This window comes from Teichococcus aerophilus, from assembly GCF_014490485.1.
Classification (GTDB): domain Bacteria; phylum Pseudomonadota; class Alphaproteobacteria; order Acetobacterales; family Acetobacteraceae; genus Pseudoroseomonas; species Pseudoroseomonas aerophila.
This window is the reverse complement of the sequence record NZ_JACTVA010000112.1, coordinates 1-3,841: the sequence shown is the minus strand read 5'-3', so window position 1 is coordinate 3,841 and position 3,841 is coordinate 1. Positions and strand designations below refer to the sequence as shown.

The 3,841-nt window shown below is 60.3% G+C and carries 5 protein-coding genes and 1 pseudogene; 4 read left to right on the top strand and 2 right to left on the bottom strand.

The annotated features are described in order from the left end of the window. Positions 1-79 precede the first annotated feature (79 nt). A complete protein-coding gene (locus IBL26_RS25230; RefSeq protein WP_187787252.1) occupies positions 80-310 on the bottom strand; it encodes a hypothetical protein in 231 nt (76 codons plus the stop codon). A 119-nt stretch (positions 311-429) separates the two neighbouring features. Between IBL26_RS25230 and IBL26_RS25225 the strand changes: the two genes are divergently transcribed. The 3 genes from IBL26_RS25225 (at position 430) to IBL26_RS25215 (ending at position 2,177) form a co-directional block, all read left to right on the top strand. Next, entirely contained in the window at positions 430-822 is a 393-nt protein-coding gene (locus IBL26_RS25225; RefSeq protein ID WP_187787253.1) for a hypothetical protein, read from the top strand. Positions 823-994: 172 nt separating this feature from the next. Next, positions 995-1,180 carry a hypothetical protein gene (locus IBL26_RS25220; protein WP_187787251.1) on the top strand — a complete coding sequence of 62 codons (186 nt, stop codon included), beginning with the start codon at positions 995-997 and terminating at the stop codon, positions 1,178-1,180. 751 nt (positions 1,181-1,931) lie between these two features. After that, entirely contained in the window at positions 1,932-2,177 is a 246-nt protein-coding gene (locus IBL26_RS25215; protein ID WP_187787250.1) for a hypothetical protein, read from the top strand. A 745-nt stretch (positions 2,178-2,922) separates the two neighbouring features. On the opposite strand, the pseudogene IBL26_RS25210 reads toward IBL26_RS25215, so the two are convergent. Then, a pseudogene (locus IBL26_RS25210) lies at positions 2,923-3,625 on the bottom strand (IS5 family transposase). A 118-nt stretch (positions 3,626-3,743) separates the two neighbouring features. Here IBL26_RS25210 and IBL26_RS25205 point away from each other — a divergent pair. After that, positions 3,744-3,841 (top strand): transposase (locus IBL26_RS25205; RefSeq protein WP_367615509.1); only part of this gene is annotated, 98 nt, incomplete at its 3' end.

Sequence of the window (3,841 nt, the reverse complement as noted above, 5' to 3'; positions counted from 1 at the left end):
TCTCCACCTCGTCGCCTTCGTCTGCCTCATGCTCAAACAGGCCGCTCTACTCACCCCAGGTCCATAACAGCCTCTAGCCCTAATCGTGGTAGCCGAGCTCAGCCAGCACTGCGTCGAGGTTGGCTGCAATAGCCGCACGCATTGCGATGTCCTGCACTGGATCGCCGGCAGCCGGGATTGCCCGGTGCAGTACGTCGGTGAGCGAGGAACGGATTTCGGCGATCTGGCTCGGCGTCAGCGACCTGCCGCCGAGCTGTTCCACGACGGCAATTCGGATAGCGCTACGCAGCGCTTCATCAAAAGGGGTCATCTGCCGTCTCATCTTGGTAAGTTTTGTAAGCCCTCAAGCTCGGCCTTAACGACCAGATCGTTCGCAAAGTAAATACATGGATCAAAATTAATGTTGTCGATATTGAAAAGTTAAATCAAATGATAACAACAATTTATCAGGGCTTGCTTATTTTTCCCTGCGAGCAAAATCTCGTTACCGTTTTCTCAGTCTCAAAATCTCAACTTGTTACGACCGTGTTGCTGCAGCACAAATCGGGCGCTCACAAAATCGTGAGTAACGGGCGCAAAACCAGGTCCCCTGCCATGATCTCCATCCAGCCGCAGCTCAACTCCTTCTTCCAGCAGCTCGAAGGCGCCATCGTCGCGCTCGAACATCTTGCGGTCCAGGCGGCTCATTCCGGCGAACCTTGTGCTCAGATCCTTTTCCGTACAGCCGAGCTTCTTCGCGTCACGACGTTGCCTGAACCTAAGGTGGTAACGCCCACTATGCCGGCTGCGTTGGCCGCCGACCTTTCGATCGAGGTCTCCTGACGTCCAGGGGACGGTTCGCTGTTGGCCTGGTTCCACGGTACTTTCGGCCCTCCAGCAACATCTTGCTCCACCGCCTCGCCGAGAGAACTGAGCCATGCCTGGTCGACGTGCTCAACCGCCTCGCTTACGAACCATTCCAGTTGCCCGCCTTGTCGGCAACGAAGTTCGGACCTTGATCGAAGCCCCTATCGAGCCGCCCGCGCGGGCGCGTCAGGAGTTGATAGACCTGTGGGCAAGCCTTTCGTTCAGCGGCCGCAAAGCCATTCTCACGGCCGCGCGGCTGACCGCCATGGAAGAAGGCAAACTTCCGGAAGGACAATCCGCAATCGTTCAGGATGCGGAAGTGTCATGCGGGTGAGAACGGCTCGACAGAATCTGGTTGTCCTAACTCGCGATCACTTCCAGGCGGCCCTCATCTTGATAGAGGAACTTGGGTCCGAAGCCGAGAACGAGATTTTCGACCATCTCCTGGAGGTTGCCAGGGGGAATGACGAAGAGGCCGCGCATCGTTGGCTTTGCGTTCTAGCAGCGTTGCATGAGCTCCAGTCAACGCACCAGCCGGCCGGTCTGGTGCACTGAGCCTCCGCTCGGGTGCGTTACAAAAATTTGGACCGCTAAACCTCCGGCAACCGTAAAGCATTTCCCTGGCCGGCTGACCGGCCACTTCACCGTGCAGGTTGATTTGAATGCTCCGCTTCCGAAGGCATTTTGGCTAGCTTCGAGGGGCGCTGAAGCGCTTGCTATTGGATACGCACATGTTGCTCTGGGCACTGGCCGAGCCGGAGCGGCTTGTCCAGATCGAGCAGGATTCCCAGTTAAGTCGGCTCGCGCACAGGAATCTTGATTGGTACAAGGTTCGATCTGCCGCAGCACACGGTAGTGACCGCTGGCTTCCAGCAGCGCTGCCATGGCCTCGAGCTCGGCGGGATCAGGTACAGCAAGTGGATCGCACGGCATCCTGGCTGCATGCCGCTTGTCTGGCGCCGGCACCAGAGGCCTAAAGGATGAACGCCGGCCGGGATCGGTCTCGACGGGCAGCAGCAACAGATGCAACGCATCACCCCTTGAAATGTTCTTGCTTTGTTCCTTTGCCCTGATAGGTTCAGGCCATGGTCGCCCCTCCCTCCCTGTCAGAATCGCCTGCCATCCCCTCCACCGATCTCATCGCCGCGACCCCCGACGAGATCACCGAGGCGCTGTCCTACGCACTGCGCTACGACGCCCGGGGCAAGCCGCGGCCGACCGGCGGCCAGATGGTCGCCAGCCTGGCCGCGGAACGCCTGATGGAGCACCTCAAGCTCGCCGGCTTCGTGCTGATGCGCTGGCATCCCGCACCTCTGCACAGCGCTGGCTGACGCCGTGTTGGGACTCGTTGTATTGCGGACATTGGCCACGTACGGATCGGTCTTCTTGCCCTGTAGTGCGAACGCCGGCGACGGCATGCCACTGGCTCATCGCTATCTCCTGCACGCCATCAGAGCCGGCTCGGACTATCTGCGCCGCATGGTCGGGGTAGATGCCCGGCAGCGCAGGCAGGTTGCCGAGGTTGTCTCGAATCGCATGGCTGAGATCCTGGATAGCTTGCTGGCTAGGGGTCGTGCTGTAGAGATTGCAGATGGTTTAACGCTACGCCGCACGACCGGACAGCCCGCAGGAGGCGTCTTTACCCTCACAGCAAGGCTGACCCCATGAAGACAGATACCCAACAGATACTTTGTTTGTCACCGTTTAGGAGGCGTTTACCACTCCCCGTTAGAGTGTGCTTACTGCGGCGGCGTGGTGAACGCCCCAAGTGATGACGGGCCCTAATTGGATCGCCACCGGCTGGCCGGTGTAGAGGGGAGCAAGCAGACCAATCGCCCGGCCAGGGTAAACCTGCCGGGCGATTTTCGTTCATGGCACGTCACTCGGCGCCGTTCTGGCAGCGCCAGATGATCGCCTCCACTGTGCGCCGCAGGTGATGATGTTGCGCTTTGCGCTGCGGGCGGCAGGCCTCGATGAACGGCTCCAGAACGCCCACCATTCGTCCGTCAGCATTCGCCTCACCTTCCACTGCCTCCGCAGCAGATCGAAGGATCAGGCCTTAGGTTCTGTGGACACTTATTTAAGCCATAGGATGGTGGCGGCGAGGGTGATGATGGCGAGGTAGTTCCGCGGTCTTTTCGAAACGAGTGGCGACGCGGCGGATTTGCTTGAGCGTGCTGAAGCAGCACTCGATCAGATGGCGCTGTGCGTAGTGATGCTTATCGAAAGGATGTTTGCGTGCGCTGGATGGGTTGCTCGGGATGACAGCCAGGGCGCCCTTGCTGGCGACGGCCTGGCGTAGGCGGTCGGCATCGTAGGCAGTATCGGCCATCACAGCCTGGGCAGGCAGACCTTATCAGGGCGTAGGCTTCGGGGCAGTCGCCGCGCTGGCCACCCGTCAGGGCGAAGCGCACCGGCGCCCCTAGGCCGCGCACGGCCATGTGGATCTTCGCCCAGCCGGCCGCGGGAGCGGCCAAGGACCTGATCTGTCGACGAGCAGGTACTCGAAGTCAGGATCGTCCGACATTGCCTCGAAGATCCACCGCCGGACGCCCTTCTGGCTCCAGCGGCTGAAACGGAGGAAGACGCTGTTCCAGTCGACGAAGACGTCCGGTAGGTTGCGCCAGGGGGAGCCCGTGCTCACGATCCACAATACACCTTCGACGAGCATCCGGTTGCCGCGGCCGGTCGAACCCTTCTGGTCAGGCCGGCCGATGATCAGCGGGGCTATCCGGTCCCACGCCGCGTCGCTCAACACCAAACGGTCCAGCACGCCCAACACCACCTTCTGAAAGTTAACCTTGAATTACGCCCGGCGCCCTTCGGGTGTCTCTAGAGTCCACTCAACCTAGAGGCTGTTATAGACCTAGGGCTGGGTAACGATCAGGCTGCGGGGCATGAGTTCCCGCAAGCCCTATCCCTCTGACGTTTCCGACGACGAATGGGCGTTGGTGGCGCCCTACCTGACATTGCTGTCCGAGGATGCCCAACTGCG

What these genes read in the sequence shown, in the direction of transcription:
- IBL26_RS25215 (WP_187787250.1), top strand. Translation starts at nt 1,932, where the DNA reads ATGGTCGCCCCTCCCTCCCTGTCAGAATCGCCTGCCATCCCCTCCACC.
- IBL26_RS25225 (WP_187787253.1), top strand. Translation starts at nt 430, where the DNA reads ATGATAACAACAATTTATCAGGGCTTGCTTATTTTTCCCTGCGAGCAA.
- IBL26_RS25230 (WP_187787252.1), bottom strand. Translation starts at nt 310, where the DNA reads ATGACCCCTTTTGATGAAGCGCTGCGTAGCGCTATCCGAATTGCCGTC.